Here is a 14,287-nt window from a genome sequence, read left to right as displayed (position 1 = left end):
CCCGGAAAATGCCGGTCTGTTTCAGGCCCGTTTTCCGGAAAACAGCCTTAAAACAGGTATAGGGCAATAAAAAGTGTAAAATTTTTCTCCCTGATTTTCAGTAGGATTGGCTATTTGTAAAGATTTTTTTTGGGTCAGGGCTTGACTTCGTGATTTTTGTGCTTACCTTTGTATCACTAATTCAAACAGCGAATTAGAAAACGCGAAAGTAGCTCAGTTGGTAGAGCGCGACCTTGCCAAGGTCGAGGTCGCGGGTTCGAACCCCGTCTTTCGCTCAAAGTTAAAAGACGTTACCTCGGTAACGTCTTTTCTTTATCTGCCTATTTCGTTTCCTGCTTGGGAAATGAGGTCGCCGGGATGGTGGAACTGGTAGACACGCAAGACTTAAAATCTTGTGACCATTAGGTCGTGCGGGTTCGATTCCCGCTCCTGGTACTTATTAATTATTATAAAGCCCTGTAAATCAATTATTTACAGGGCTTTTTTGTTTGGCGAGTAACAAACCAGTAACAAGTTTTACTTGGATTTAAAGGGTAGATAACTTTAAGGAAGTTTATTCCTAAGTGCTGTGTCTGTTTCCCATTTGCCTATCTGTAACAGAGACTTTGTTTTTGGATAACTTAATTTCCTGCATCCTCTTATGTGGATATTTTGCTTCCCAGAAGGTTGATTTTTGCAATGCATTATGAGTACGGTTATACTGAAAGAAGGCTCTCAAAGGCAAAGTAATATAGATTTGCTAAAAGGGGGTTTGATCTTGTTTGTGATTATAGGCCATGTGCTCCAGGGCACCCTTTATGACAATGTTTGTAGGTATATCATCTACAGTTTCCACATGCCTTTATTTATTGGCATCAGTGGGTACCTGTTCAACTACTCTAAGTGTGGCTTTGCCTCATTGAAAGAAATTATCTTAAAGTATCTTTTCAGGGTTATTGTTCCATGGGTTGTTGCTGTCTTGGTTTATATTCCTCTAGTAAACCTGGTGAACCTCCCAAGCGAGGATTTGCTTAAGCTTACTTTTGATTCGTTCATAAAGCCATATTACCATCTGTGGTTTATTCCCGGGTTCCTAAGTTGGATATTGGTGACCTGGATTGCAGGAAAGGTAAGAGTATCAGTTGAAAAGCTTTTGGTTTTGAGTTGTGTCATTTCTATCGCTTCTTTGGTGCTCAAAGAGTATCCTGCTTTATACTTCAAGATACCTGTCCTGGGAAAAGTAATAGATCTTGTGCTTTATACCTTTAGACCTTTTTTCTATGTGTTCTTTGTGTTTGGGATTTACCTTAGATCTAAGCCATTATTATCTTATCTGAGGCTAGATGTAGGCATGGCTTTGGTTGGAGCTATAGGAACCCTATTATTATTCTATTACCCAAGCAAAATTGCCAGTATTCCTCTTTTCTTCCTGTTTAACCTTGTTTTACTTAGGGTCTCAATAAAAATTTCTAGGAAAGGTCTGCTTCCCCGCTCTGGATGGATAGAATGGGTTGGGGTGAATTCTTTAGGGTTTTACCTTTGGCATGTTGTCCCAATAATTGTTGTGAGATTATTTGTTGGAACAGAAGATTTAACTCGCTTTTATGTAGTTCTCTGCATATGTGAGCTAATTTTTGCAGGTGCATTGGTGCAGATGACGAGAATTAAGCTTATTAATAAGTATCTGTTTGGCATGGGATAGTGGGCTCATCAGGTAAACAAGTCCCCCGTTTTAAGGGATTGAACTTACCCCCTTTAAGTCCATTATGGCATAATGAAAGTTTTGCTAGCCTTGCGGTTACTTGTCTAGGTCTGCTAGAGATTTGCCATGCCCTACCTTAGTGTAGGAAAGTCTAGCGCTATATACAGGAAATCAGCTTTTCAACTTCAGCATAGTTTATTCCTTCTGCTTGCTTGAGTTTCTCTTGGATTGTTAGAAACCGCTTAGTAGGCTTGCCAGCATAGTGGCTTTTAAAGTGTTTGCTGTATAACTGTTCATAAAGCTTATCAGTGCCAAAGACTTTATCCAGCAGCCGGTGCAGGTTCCTGTTATTGTGGCTCAGGGTTTGTGATTCATACAGGCAGCCGGTATAGGCGAGCCGGTGCAGAAACCTGTTCCCTACCATGTACAGGGTTCTGCATAGCTTCTGGGTATGTGGGCAAATGAAATACCATACATGCCCTCTCCCGATGTTGGCCGGCCGTTGGGTTAGCTGCACCTTATAATCATAGGGCGTTCCATTGCAGGTATAGCTGAGCTCCATGTAGGGGCTGCTGGATATGATATTGACTGCAATGCTTATGCTGGAAGTCTTTTGGCCGTTCCAACTCCAGGTAATAACCCCGCTTCTGTGGCTGTCGGGCTTTAGGTACTCCCATTTTTTGAGGTTGGTGATAGTTATTGTTTTAACATCATCTAATAGGGTTGGTGATGTGGAGTGTCTTGGCATATCGCCTGAGTTAAGGGTGAAATCTGAAACCTAAATCCTTAAGGAATATGAACTATATTAAGCTATAATATAACCGCTTTTTGAGGTATAAGTCATTGGTTATCAGGGTAAATATAAATTATATAACGACTATTGCCATTCTGTAAATCGGGAACCATTGCATTCAAAACATACACCATCTTTATGATAATCATATTCTGGTAGATATCCTGTTCCTAAGCATTTACTACAAGGTGTCAGGTTTGTATAGAAACCAAAGTCTGCATTCTCATATACCTTTATCACTTCTTCCTTATGTATTTCATAATGGCACTTATGGCATACAAGCATCAGGCTTTCATTAGGGTATTGCCAAGGATGCCTATTCTTTAAATAGTAAGTATGATGGATTTGGGCAATGTGAGGATCTTCTTGGGTAACCGGCTGGATGGTAATAGTTGTATAAGTATCATCTACTTCTATACCAGAAGTAGAAGTTATTGGCAATTCTATTTCTACTTCTTCCCATATAACAGGTTGATATATGGTAACCAGCCCATTAAAAGTAGGCATCCATTCTTCTATACAATAGGTTTTGCACTTCTCACAAGTATTGTGCTCTCTTCTAATAATTTCTTCTCTCTTACTTTTCCATTCCTTTAAACCAAGGAGAACTGCATAGGGAATTCTTCCTCCAATGAATTGATCTTTTATGTCTGCAAGATTTGGCATAGACTACTTATTGTTGGTGGAGTAGTTAAGTGTTTCAATCATTCAATTAATATAATGAATAATTGAAGGTTTAATGTAGTAGGCGGATCCGGTTTATAAACAATTACCTGTAATTCTGCTTTACTCTGGCTACTTTCTTGTTAAGCTCCTGTATCAGTTCAGGGGTGTCTGCTGCTGGGCCTTTGGAAAGCCTCTTTATCTCTGTCCTTAGCCTAGAGTAGTATTCTGGCTTATCAAAGGTGTCCAGTTCTCTGAGCAGGTCTACATGGTGCAGGAAAGCATCCAAGCCCTTTTCTTGTATGGTTAAGGCTAAGACCTGCTTTAGGTAATCTTTGGGTGATTTTATTTTAGATGTGTCCATGTTTATCAGTCCTACTTTTTGAATTACCTCATACTCCTGCAATACTTTATCAATCAAGCCCATGTAGAAGCCTTCCTCTGTCAGGGTGGCCGGTGTGATCAGGGCTTGGTTAAACTGCTTAGGTAGGCGTTGCATATAGCTTACCTCATACCTCAGCACGTTTCTGCCTTGGTAAATGGCAGGTATAGGCCCGCCCTTGCTTTTGCTCTCAGCTATCTTATTGTAGAATTGCTTTAGCCTTAACCCGTTCTTATAGCTTATGCTTTTGGGCTGGGTTAGGCGCTGGTAGTAGCTGCTGGGGCCTAGATAAGGATAGTAGAGCTCTGGCTTATAATCAGTCATCAGATTCAAGCCTGCATCTACCCTGGTAACGGTTGCCTTCCTGACTGGCAAGTGCAGGGTATCTTCCATCATTTCAAATGCCCTTCTGCTGTCGCTCCTGTTCAGGGTATGCAGGTTGTCGCCTAAGTAGAACTTGGGCAGGCTGCCTTTGATAAAGAGCCCGCTTTCTGACAGGTAGGCTCTGCAGTTGTTTAGGTGGCCGGTGAAGTATACCTGCCCATCTTCTTTGCAGGTTTCTGAGAGCTCGGTAAGGTAGGGCAGGCAGTCCCTTAGGTTACTGCCCGCCTGTTCCTGGCTTAGTCTAAGGTGTACTGTATCCAGCATCTCTCTTGACAAAAAATGTAGTAGTGTACCACTTGCTATATAGCACTTCCATAGTCATAGAATGGCTTTGCTTGTTGCCTAAGCGTCTGCACCTCTTGATCAATATCCCCATCTATCAATCGTTGGTAGTATAGATTGACTAGGTTTCTCCCTCCAGTAATAACCAGTATCTCTATTTGGCTTAGATCTGGATTGGTAAGGAATAGGTAACAGTCATTCCTAAATGAAAATAGGGGATTAGGGCTTCCATTGGCTAGCAGTCTGTTGGCATTAGGGTAACCATAGCCGCATTCAGGATAATCAATATCCTCAAAATAAATACTTGAGAAGTTAAGGTTACCATTTGTTAGGCTCCACTCGGCTATTCTTCTTTTGTCTGCCTTTACAAACTCCTTTGCCGGTGTTTTATAGAAAGCTATTTGCCCTTTGCAATTGACAAAATCTGTCAATCCTGTATAACCTCTTACATTAGTATGGGCAATGCAGTCTAATCTAGCCTTACTCCTGATTTTGTTTAATTCTTTTAGTCTGTCTGACAGAACCTCAAACCGGTAGTATGCAGCTATCATCTTACACCTCCCATTTTCTTTAGAGTAATGTAAGTCTCTGCTTGCTCTTCTATGCTTGAAGCATCTAAGGGCCCGCTAAGGTTTCTTTGCAGCCATTGGTCTAGCTCAGCCTTGCTGAAGTAGATGTGCTTGCCTTGGGGCTTAAAGTGGGGAATGCCTGCTGCCGAGGTTAGCTTATACAGATAGCTTTTAGACAATCCGGTATAAGCTGACACCTCCTCAAAGGTCAGTACTGTTTTTTGGGCAAGGAGTAAAGACTCAATATTCTGTAGCCTTGCATCTAATTGTTGTAGATCCATTTCTGTCCTTATTAAAAGTTAGAGAAATGGATAGCGCTATCCTTATGCTGTTAACGAGGGTAAAGTTCAGCAAAGAAGTAAAGGAAAAGAATGGACCGCTATTTACCGGTAAAGGATAGGTAAAGAACTTATAAGGAGTTTATTATATTATCAATAAGCTCAAAACCATCAGGCTTAGATACGCTATTATTTAAATAGTTCTGCTTGGCTTGCTTTAAATTTTTTATGTCTTTAAAACAAGACTCTGCAATACTCCAAAGATTGTCACTAAGTGGAATCTTCTTATTGCCTTGAAGTTGATTAAGCAGATAGGCCAGAAGGTTTATGTTCTCCAGCCATATAATAGGCTGTATGCTATTCATGGGCTTCCCAGTGAATAAAGCTTGAAAGTTATCCTGATCAGTATTATTTGGCAAAAATCCTCCTTTTACAAGTTGACTGTAAAGCGGTACTAATTCTTCAGGATTCCCTTTCCATTTATATGTAACCCCTTTAAGAGTTTTCAACCTATTCTTACTTAATATTTCCTTATTTAAAGCTTCTTGCTTTTGCTGCTTCCAGTAACAGAAACTGTGTAAATCTTTTTCAAGAACTGAGGGAGTCTCTATCTTGTCAAGATCAGGAAATTTGAAATGTATTTTCACTTCGGGATATAATTCACCTGTTTTGAAGTTGCTGGTTCCTTCAAAAACAATTTCATAACTACCCACTTTGTTGAGTATAAACCAATTAGCAAAATCTTTTGTAGTGGGATTGATTCTGTAGTTATCTACAAGCCACAGGTTTATCCCTTCTTTGATTTCCTCAAACTCTGGTTTTAACTTACTCACTTGCTCTTCAAACCATTGGCTATACCTTACAAGTAAAGGTTGAAGCTTATAAGCAACATCACTAGATTTGATATCGACAATGAGTTTTGCTCCAGTCTCTACATTCTTTAATTCAAGAGAGATTTTATCTTCCATATCTAATAGTTTAAGTCAGGTAAGGCGTTAACCGCCTGGCCCTTTCTCTCATCTGCAATGCTGAGGTACTTTTGTGTATGCTTAATAGAGGTATGCCCTAAAAGCTGAGAAAGGGTTTTGATGTCATAGCCTAACAGCAGGATATTGGTAGCAAAGGAATGCCTGGCACTGTGCCATGTAATGCGTTTTTCTATACCGGCCCTGGTTGCCCAATTCTTGATAGTTTTAGCTGAGCCATTAAAAGAGGGCAAAGGGAAAATTAGATCTTTAGGGCCGGCTTTCTCTCCTATGAGTTTTAAGGCGTTGTGGTTAAGCCTAAGCCTGTTCACCTCCTGGGTTTTGCTTTGCCTTAGGGTTAGCTCAGTATTGCTTATATCCTGCCATTTGAGCTCTGATGTCGCCAAACCTCAGGCCGGTATTGCAGGCAAAGAGAAAGGCCCGCTTGATGGTATCGCTGCCGCATGGTGTATTTGATAGGAGCTTTATCTCTTCCAGGCTCAGCACTCCTTTAGTCATGCCCCCGCTTTTAAATTTCAGGTTTTCAGGCAGCGGATTCTTTGGGAATAGGTTTTCCCTAATGCCATGCTTTACTACTTTCCTGAACCGGTTGAAGTAGGTGAGGGGCCCCTCTCCTGTATGGTGGGTTTCCAAATAGTCCTTGAAGCCAATAATCAGATTTTGGGTAAGGTCTTTACAGGCTAGCTTTTCCTTATCAAACCTTTCCAATAGGTAAGCTTGGAATTTCTTAAGGGTGGCACTCAGTACTCGGTTATCTTTTTTGGTGTAATGGGTAATGTATGCCTGGTAGAACTTTATGAAATCTGTATGGCTCAGGCTCTTTGCCTGTAAGTCAAAAGTACCCATCAGGGCCTCTTCTGTTCTTTTAGCTTTGATGCGTTGAGCTAGCTCTAAGTTGGCCTGATTTGCCTCTTTATCTAGCGGGTTCTTAGGTTTTGCTATCAAATAGAGCTTTAAAAACTCATACTGTCTTTCTCCTGCTTTGTAATAATCTAAGTACAGGCTTATGTTACCGCTGCTTAGCTTTTTCTCCCTAAGCCTTACAGGTTCTTTGTTAGCTGCTTTTTTCACTTCTTACCCCTTTGTTTTCCTTTGTTATCTAATATAATAAAAGGAATTGAAGCGAGTAACAAACGAGTAACAAACTGGTAACAAAATTTACTAAAACAAGGGAAAGTAAGAGAAAATAGAAAGGAGCTGAAAAGTGAAAAACCGCCTTAAAACATATTTTAAAGCGGTTTTTATTTATTGTTGTTTTCCTATGTTAGCGGGTTGTGTACCCGCTCCTGGTACGAACACTAAAACAAAGAGACCCCGTAAGTTCAAGCTTACGGGGCCTCTTTGTTTTAGCTAAGTTCAAGGAAGCCTGGATTGTATAAAGTTCTTCTCATTGCTTTAAAACTGTGGCTCCAAAACAGGAACTATCTCCTTGTTAGGCTCTCTGATGGTTGCGGTGGGCCGTCGGTGGAGCAGGCTTCTGGCGATTAAAATGATGGCAAAGATCCAAAGCAGGAGGCCTAAATAAAGTTTCAGTTCTGTCTTGTCACTTGGGGATAAGAGGGCAGCGGAAGTGTCCAGATAATAAGCTTCCTTTCCTCGCATGATGAGCAGAAGTACAATGGCGCCGGTCCCAAGGGCTTTTACATAGGACCGTTTGAGTAAATTGCTCATTTTTTCATAAAGCCAGGTGAAATCGGTGAAGGCGAGGTACACCATGCTGTTGGCGATGAAAGGGATGTTGAGCAAAAACGTGTTGGTTACATGAAAGGTGCAGGCAATGAGGAGCCACAGCCGCCACGCTTTCCGGGAGTGGAGAAGAAAGAACAACGGGGACAATTCAAAAACTACGGCTGTATAGTCAAAGACCTCTAGCAACAAAGGCGGGAAGTAGTTGACATAGTCCGCTAAGAGATAATGCCGGTCAAGGGTATAATATCCGTCATTGAACCATCCCAGAAACCCGTTTTTTGTGGGATCAAAGTCTAGCCAACTGAGTGCCTTTTCAAAACCTGCCGAGAACATAGCAAAGCAGAGTAAGATGCTAAGCAAAGAGAGACTTTTGGAAGGAGAGTCAAACCTTGATGCTTTGTCTGGGAGCACCGCTAAGTGTCTTCCCCAACCGGAGAAAGACATGCATAGCAGTAAGGAATAGATCAGGATGGAGTGGTCTATTTTCCCGAAGGAGAAGTTGAAACTCAACCCAATAAGGCAGGCAAGAAGAAAAACCAGGGTAGAGATTCTTGCCTTGACTCCAATTGTGAAGCAAACCAAGCTGAGCAGGACCACGCCGTCTAGCAGGTAGAAAAAGGTTGGTGCCGGAAACCCGCCAAAGAGGTTGGCTAAGCTGAGCAAAGGAGGAGTGAAGAGTGCCTGGGGAGCCCCTGCGATCCAACTAAAACTAGGTACGTAGATGGCTAGCATAAAAAGGCCTACCACAATCCGGAAAGCACTTAGGGCTTTTACATTTTCAGGGGTGGTAGACAAGCAGACTCTTTCCCAAAAGAGCGTATTTACTTTATTGGTCCAGGCGTAAAGTGTTTTCATATGCTACTCTGCTGTTTAATTTTCGGCCATCCGGAATAGAGATAGTTTTCACCGTTTGAACCACCTTGAGGCTGGACTCCTGGAAATTCTGTTGCTTCAGCTTTTTGCCTAGCCACGCTCTTGCCTCCTTCTTGTCCTGCTCCGTAATTTGCTTAGCCCAGGCCATGCTTAGGTTTCCGGCCAGTTCAGATTGTATACCGGGCCTAATGGCTCCAGCATTTTCTTTGAGGCCAAATTCCTTCGCCAGGATAGGGTTTAAGTATTGAATAGGAATAGGGTAAAGCAGGCGTGCGTTGTCAACCTTGCTCCAAGTGCCCTCCGTGTTGAGGGCATATAAAGAGGTGAATTTTACCTTTGTTTTGTCTGGGTCTACATCCACTGTGCCCGATCCGGATGGAAGCATCACTGCCGGATAAGGCTCTAAAGCAACTCCATACTTAGACCTCAGGAAGTATGGTATAAGCAAAACAGCCAGAAGCACCAGGGTAAATCTTAGGGAGAACATACCAAAAAATCTTTGTCTTTCTAAAGACTGATACCAGGTGGTAACTAAAACATTCTCAATTTCTACAAGGGCCGGCTGCCATTCTTACAAAGTAAGGATGGTCGGGTATTGAGCGGATTTGCTCTGCTTGGGCCATGCGCGGTATTGCTATTGCTTAAAGATTCTAAAATATTTCAGCCATATCCTGTCCAAAAGTGAAGGCCAATAATGAGAATAAGGTTTAGGGCGGCTCAACTGCTCAAGATGAGGCGCATACTAATAAGTTTGGGAGTGATTAATATGATAAGTAATACAATTGAGCGGGTCAAGTTAAATTTTATACGTATAAAATGCAATTATATGTTTTGTAAATGTCTATTTCCTAGGCGTTTATAAAGGCAAAACTACAAATAACAAACCCAGAAGAATTGTTTAGTAATAGGATTATTAAAAGTTTGGTTGTTGGAAAAGTTTATCTGTAAACATCTAGATGAGATACACTAAGCTTACTAATAAAATTGAGGTGATATGAAAAATGCAATAATGTTAAAAAAAGTTATAGTATTACTGGCATGTATGTAGCGTGTTTATATTCGCAGATGGGTCATCCAAGTGCCGTTCTGATTAAAACAATGAAGTAGCTAACGGAAGTTAAAGGTGATAATAATTCAATTATTAATAGGTTGGGCGAAGTTGAAATGTGTTTTTAGGAAAATCCGGAAGAGCTTTTTGCTTAGTTACAGCGTGTATCACCTGCTATTTTTTCTTGTAAAAGTAAAGATTTACAGCCGAGGCCAACCCTTTTTCGCTTAAGGTGAAGTAGCCAGAGTCTGCGGCGGCAAACGTGACAGCCTCTCCCTGGGGCTCAATGGTGTAAGGCAAAGTATTGAACTCCTTAAGAAGGTATTCTTCCAGCGGTTCGTTGCCTTTTTGCTGGTAATGGTATAAGGCAGAGTAGGTTTTTACAATTGCTTCCTTCCCGCTGCCAGAAAGGGAAGCGCTTACCACGTAGGAGTAGGGTAGATTCCCCACTAATTCTGCCGTATTCATGGTCGTAGAGGAGAAGGGGTAATTTAGTTTGTAGACCCGGGAAAGCGTGTCTGTTTTGGTAATGATTAAAATGTTCCTGGTTTTTGGGTCAATAAGGAAAGCCTCTGCATCATGCGAGCCATCGGGGTATTTGAATTTGACCACCGAGATGTTCCTGATGGTGTCTGTTGAGGCCGAAGGTTCTTTAAAACTGTAGAAAGCATATTCCCGGGCGGTTTTGTTGTTGTCGCCAATATCTGCCAGGTAAATCTGGTCCCCAAAGATAGCTATGTCTTCCCAGTCTCGGTTTTTGGCGCCTTTCAGGGGTATTTTTTTCAAAACGGCCCCTTTGTGGCTGAGTAAGTACAACTGGGCCGGATTTCCGCTGTCTTCCTGCACCCAAAGATGACCCGGTACGGATTTGCTATCGGCAATGCCAGAGGCCTCATTGATGATGGGAACAACCAGGGTTTTGGTGGGTTCCTCGTTTTGGTCCGGGGTGATCTTGGTGGTATCCTCCAATTTGCTGCAACCCATTAGCCCCAGCAGCAAAGAAAAGAAAAAGTCAAGCAGCAGGTATGTCTTCATAGGAATCCCTTTAAAGCAAGAATATGGAAGATTTACTTTGATTGAGGAGACTTGCGGGGGACGTAAGTTTACAGTTTCTGGCCGGCTTAAGGGCATACAAAGGCCTTTAAGACGTAAGTCTATTTGATTCCCAGAAAGCGTTAGATTTAAGAGTAAGTTAATTTATAAAATCTGAAATCCAATAAATTAATGGATTAAGCTTATAGTTCTATCTGTTCTGTTGAATTTTTGGAGAGAGAAGGAATGAGCCTTCAGCAAAAGGGAGAAAGGAATTCAGAAGATACAGACCAATTAAATAACAGGTAGATAGCGAAGCATGGATTCCCATCCAAACAATGGGTTTCTGCTTAGAAGCAGGCTGTCTGTATTTTAGGGCTGTTTTTGATAAATTAGCATAGATAGGCTTCCTGGAAGATGCTTGAGTTTTCTCCTTCCAAAAAGCCTTTTACGTGTAGGCCTCTTCAAATTCAATAGAAAATTCCGTGCCTTGGTTGAGTTCGCTCTGCACATGAATTTTGCCGCCTAAAGCCTCTACCTGCGTTTTCACCATGAACAAGCCCATTCCTTTGCCATCGGTGTGGAAGTGGAACCGCTTGTAGAGACCAAAGATTTTATGCTGATGGCTCTTCAGGTCGATGCCCAATCCATTATCGCGGAAGGTGATGATGTTTTTGCCGTCTTTTTTGCAGCCTTGGATCTCAATGGCCGGCTTTTGGTTTGCCTGCCGGTATTTAATGCTGTTTGAGATAAGGTTGGAGAAAATGCTGTGCAGATAGCTTTTGATGGTGTAAATCTTGTCCAGATCAGAGAAGTCCGTTTTAATGGACACTTTTTCCTTGGTCATGACGCTGGAGGTCATTGACCGGATATCGTCTACCAACTGGTTCAGGTCCACCTGCTCTTTGCGTTCGTTTACTTCCTGGCGCACCTGCAGCACGTTGTTCAAGTCAATGATCACCTCATCCAGTTTGTCTACCGAGGTCCGCAGTCCCTCCATGGATTTATGGAAGAGCGGATTTTCCGGGGCAAGCGTCTTGATGAGGTTTGAGAGCCCAATGATGTTGGCCACCGGCGCCCTGAGGTTATGCGACACAATGTAGGCAAACTGCTCCAGGTCTTTGTTCCGCTGCAGCAAATCTGCGGTGATGCGCTCTTTCTCAATCTGGGTCAGTCTTTCCTGGGTCACGTCCTGCACAATGCCCAGCAGCTTTTCCCGCTGGCCCAGTTGGTTTGTTTCCTTCTCAAACTCATGGAAGAGGTACCTGATATCGCCATTCCTGCGCACTATGCGGCAATCAAAGTGGCAGGATTTGGCCGTGGTAGAAGCCAGCGTGTTTCTCACCAATTCTTTCACCCGGTCTACATCCTCGGGGTGGATGAACTGCATGAAGGCGAGAAAGGTGGGCTCCGTCTGGGCAGGTGTGGTGTCCAGAATCCGGTAAATCTCCTCTGACCAGATGGTTTCCCCGGTTACTAGGTTATATTCCCAGCTTCCCAGGTGAGACAGGGCCTGGGCTTCTTTCAGGCGGGATTCGCTTTTCTCCAGTTCCTTGAAAGCCTGGAGCAAAGCGGCCTCGGCGTCTTTTTCTGCGGTAATGTCCCACCTGATGACCAGGAATTGGTGCGGAGCGCCTGTGTCGTCTTTGATGGGGACAATGGTGTTGGCTGTCCAGTAGGTGGCTCCGCTTTTAGACATGTTTTTTATTTCGCCCTTCCAGATATTGCCGCTGTAGAGCGTTTCCCACATCTTTTCATAAAACTCCTCTGAGTGGTAAACTGCATCATTGATGCGGTGGCTCTTACCTATGAGCTCGTCTTTGCTGAAGCCAGACAGTGCGCAGAAGTTGTCGTTGGCGTAGATGAGGTTTTTGTTCTTGTCCGCGATGGCTACAATGGAAGATTGATCCAAGGCGTACTTGTAGTCAGAAATCTCTTTGATTCTCGCCGCCAGGTTCTTCTCCAGCGAAACGTTAAGGCTTTTCAGGAGTTCATCGGCTTCTTTCTGCTCATTGATGTCTACGAACGCCGTCACCAGGCATTCACGGCCGTCCAGGTGCACCAGGTCGGCGTGGGCGGAGATGTGGCGGATTTCCCCGTTTTTGGTTCTGGCCTCCAGTTCCAGGGACCGTAACGGACCCTTTTCGCGCAGTTCCTTGATCAGCATGGGGCGGTCCTCAATCCGTTTCCAGATGTTCAACTCAGCGCTGTTTTTGCCTATAAATTCTTCCTTTTCGTAGCCAAAGAACTGCGCGTAGTTGTCGTTCACTTCCAGGTAAACACCCGTTTCGGCCTCTGAGATGCACTTCATGATAGGGCTCTTGTAGAAGATTTGCGAGAAAAGGGCCTCGCTGTCCTTCAGTTTCTGCTCGGCTATCTTGCGGTCGGTGATGTCTTCAAAAGCCAGAAGCAGGCACTCCTGGTTGTTGAGCAACACTTTTTCAATGTTGTAGAGAACGTCTCTTGTGCGGCCTTTGGCCTTTACCTGCATCTCAAAGCCATTTACTTTCTGATCCTGGGTTAACCGCTCCATGAGGGCTTTCCTGGCCGAATTGTCAACAAAGATACCGGCGCTCTCCGCAGTTTTGCCAATAACCTGTTCCCGGGTATGGCCGAAGAAACCGAGGGCGTTGTTGTTAGTGTCCAGGATGTTTCCGGTGGTGGCATCTACCAGTGAAAGCATGGTGGGACTTTTGTAGAAAAGGCTGGAGAAGATCTGCTCTTTTTCCCTGAGCGCCTTGGCGGTGCGGCTGCGGTTTACCAGGTGCTTGTTGATGAGCCAGTAAGTGGCAATGAAAAAGATAAACATGATGGCCGAGAAAGCCGCGAAGGTGGCAAACATACGTTGCGTTCTTTCCGTGGCGTCCGCATCAGCGAAATGGAGCATGCTCCGTTCTTTTTCCTCTACCATGTGCACCAGGGCTTTTATCTGGGCCAACTGGCTTTTCAGGTGCAGGGCAGAGGCGCCTGGTTTTATCGGATGGTGCTTAGCCTGAGAAACCAAGGATGCCGCCTGGCGGGTGAAGACTTCTGCACGGGCGGTAATATTCCTGATCTGGGCGGTTTCCTGACTGTCTGTGACGCCAGCCTGCTGCAGGGCCTGCAGGTGCCGTGGGTAAAGCGAAGCGCCTGCCTGGTACTGCGCAAGTGAGTTCTGCTGCCCAGATGCCAAAAAGGTGGTGGTACCTTCTTCTATGTCCTGCAGGTTGTTGTACAGGCTTTCAATTGATTTGAGAACCCGCAGGGAGACTTTCTCCTGGCGGTCTATGGAATCATTCTCCTTCAGGTTGAAATAAGCAAGTACGGTGAAGAACAGCAGGCTCAGGAAAGCTACCAGGAAAACACCAAACAGGGTACGTTGAATATGCATGACCAGAAAGCGTAATGAAATTTAATATGGAATATGATAGAATAAATATTTGAAGGTGGGTCTGTAAATTTGGCTTCCGGGGCAGATTGCAGCAGAAACCAAATCTCGGGGAAAGGGGAGGGTTGGCGTATGTTTCTGCGAATTTAAGGCTTAGTTTTGGTAAAATAGTCCCAGTGTCAACGCAAATTCTAGATTTATTGTATAAAATATTATCTCTGGTGGGGAAAAATGATAGCTGCAGACTACCTAATCCATAT

13 protein-coding genes and 2 tRNA genes are annotated in these 14,287 nt (G+C 43.5%); 3 read left to right on the top strand and 12 right to left on the bottom strand.

Features of this window, described 5'->3' with window-relative positions:
• Positions 1-202: 202 nt before the first annotated feature.
• The 3 genes from J3P35_RS21205 to J3P35_RS21195 all read left to right on the top strand — a co-directional run bounded on the left by J3P35_RS21205 (position 203) and on the right by J3P35_RS21195 (position 1,681).
• Positions 203-275 (top strand) — tRNA-Gly (locus J3P35_RS21205).
• Between the two features lie 76 nt (positions 276-351).
• Positions 352-435, top strand: a tRNA-Leu gene (locus J3P35_RS21200).
• A 250-nt stretch (positions 436-685) separates the two neighbouring features.
• Entirely contained in the window at positions 686-1,681 is a 996-nt protein-coding gene (locus J3P35_RS21195; protein ID WP_210466712.1) for an acyltransferase family protein, read from the top strand.
• 157 nt (positions 1,682-1,838) lie between these two features.
• Here the strand turns inward: J3P35_RS21195 and J3P35_RS21190 are convergent, their stop codons facing one another.
• The 12 genes from J3P35_RS21190 to J3P35_RS21135 form a co-directional block, all read right to left on the bottom strand.
• Positions 1,839-2,429 (bottom strand): protein kinase family protein, encoded by a 591-nt coding sequence (locus J3P35_RS21190; protein ID WP_210466711.1) that lies wholly within the window; start codon positions 2,427-2,429, stop codon positions 1,839-1,841.
• Positions 2,430-2,558: 129 nt separating this feature from the next.
• Positions 2,559-3,140, bottom strand: coding sequence for a hypothetical protein (locus J3P35_RS21185; protein WP_210466710.1), 582 nt, complete (start codon positions 3,138-3,140; stop codon positions 2,559-2,561).
• A gap of 103 nt (positions 3,141-3,243) precedes the next feature.
• Positions 3,244-4,167 (bottom strand): phage/plasmid replication domain-containing protein, encoded by a 924-nt coding sequence (locus J3P35_RS21180; protein ID WP_317195413.1) that lies wholly within the window; start codon positions 4,165-4,167, stop codon positions 3,244-3,246.
• Positions 4,168-4,202: 35 nt separating this feature from the next.
• Positions 4,203-4,736 (bottom strand): hypothetical protein, encoded by a 534-nt coding sequence (locus tag J3P35_RS21175; protein WP_210466708.1) that lies wholly within the window; start codon positions 4,734-4,736, stop codon positions 4,203-4,205.
• Positions 4,733-5,035 (bottom strand): helix-turn-helix domain-containing protein, encoded by a 303-nt coding sequence (locus tag J3P35_RS21170; protein WP_210466707.1) that lies wholly within the window; start codon positions 5,033-5,035, stop codon positions 4,733-4,735. The genes J3P35_RS21175 and J3P35_RS21170 overlap by 4 nt, the downstream gene beginning before the upstream one ends.
• A 128-nt stretch (positions 5,036-5,163) precedes the next feature.
• Positions 5,164-6,000 (bottom strand): hypothetical protein, encoded by an 837-nt coding sequence (locus J3P35_RS21165; protein WP_210466706.1) that lies wholly within the window; start codon positions 5,998-6,000, stop codon positions 5,164-5,166.
• 2 nt (positions 6,001-6,002) lie between these two features.
• Positions 6,003-6,404, bottom strand: a complete 402-nt coding sequence (locus J3P35_RS21160; RefSeq protein WP_210466705.1) for a site-specific integrase — start codon at positions 6,402-6,404, stop codon at positions 6,003-6,005.
• Positions 6,361-7,089, bottom strand: coding sequence for a site-specific integrase (locus tag J3P35_RS21155; protein WP_210466704.1), 729 nt, complete (start codon positions 7,087-7,089; stop codon positions 6,361-6,363). The genes J3P35_RS21160 and J3P35_RS21155 overlap by 44 nt, the downstream gene beginning before the upstream one ends.
• 324 nt (positions 7,090-7,413) lie before the next feature.
• On the bottom strand, positions 7,414-8,562 hold the full coding sequence (locus J3P35_RS21150) for a hypothetical protein (RefSeq protein ID WP_210466703.1): 1,149 nt from the start codon (positions 8,560-8,562) through the stop codon (positions 7,414-7,416).
• Positions 8,534-8,965 (bottom strand): hypothetical protein, encoded by a 432-nt coding sequence (locus J3P35_RS21145; protein WP_210466702.1) that lies wholly within the window; start codon positions 8,963-8,965, stop codon positions 8,534-8,536. The genes J3P35_RS21150 and J3P35_RS21145 overlap by 29 nt, the downstream gene beginning before the upstream one ends.
• 837 nt (positions 8,966-9,802) lie before the next feature.
• Entirely contained in the window at positions 9,803-10,663 is an 861-nt protein-coding gene (locus J3P35_RS21140; RefSeq protein ID WP_210466701.1) for an SdiA-regulated/phytase-like domain-containing protein, read from the bottom strand.
• Positions 10,664-11,108: 445 nt separating this feature from the next.
• Positions 11,109-14,030 carry a PAS domain S-box protein gene (locus J3P35_RS21135; RefSeq protein WP_210466700.1) on the bottom strand — a complete coding sequence of 974 codons (2,922 nt, stop codon included), beginning with the start codon at positions 14,028-14,030 and terminating at the stop codon, positions 11,109-11,111.
• Between the last annotated feature and the right edge of the window lie 257 nt (positions 14,031-14,287).

Source organism: Rufibacter roseolus, from assembly GCF_017916365.1.
GTDB classification, from domain to species: domain Bacteria; phylum Bacteroidota; class Bacteroidia; order Cytophagales; family Hymenobacteraceae; genus Nibribacter; species Nibribacter roseolus.
Note: the sequence above shows the minus strand (reverse complement) of the source record. Positions and strands in the feature narration are given on the sequence as shown.